The sequence below is a fragment of the Pseudomonas sp. SIMBA_068 genome (assembly GCF_046534705.1).
Lineage (GTDB): Bacteria > Pseudomonadota > Gammaproteobacteria > Pseudomonadales > Pseudomonadaceae > Aquipseudomonas > Aquipseudomonas putida.
Genome location: NZ_JAWRYI010001127.1, coordinates 1 through 252 on the forward strand (window position 1 = coordinate 1; position 252 = coordinate 252).

General features: G+C 64.3%; 1 protein-coding gene. It reads left to right on the plus strand.

The window, feature by feature from the left end:
• Window positions 1-36 precede the first annotated feature (36 nt).
• Window positions 37-252, plus strand: a 216-nt coding sequence (locus tag SB756_RS33010) for an alanine racemase (RefSeq protein ID WP_410913627.1), incomplete at its 3' end; no start/stop codon positions are given.

Sequence of the window (252 nt, forward strand, 5' to 3'; positions counted from 1 at the left end):
GTTTTTCTTCACTTTGCCGCCTAGAAGCCTGCCGCCATGCGTCCTGCCCGTGCCCTGATCGATCTCCAAGCCCTGCGCCACAATTACCAGTTGGCCCGTGAAGTCACGGGGGCCAAGGCCCTCGCCGTGATCAAGGCCGATGCCTACGGCCATGGCGCCGTACGTGTGGCACAGGCGCTGGAAACCGAGGCGGACGGGTTTGCCGTGGCGTGTATCGAAGAGGCGCTGGAACTGCGCGCCGCCGGTATTCGT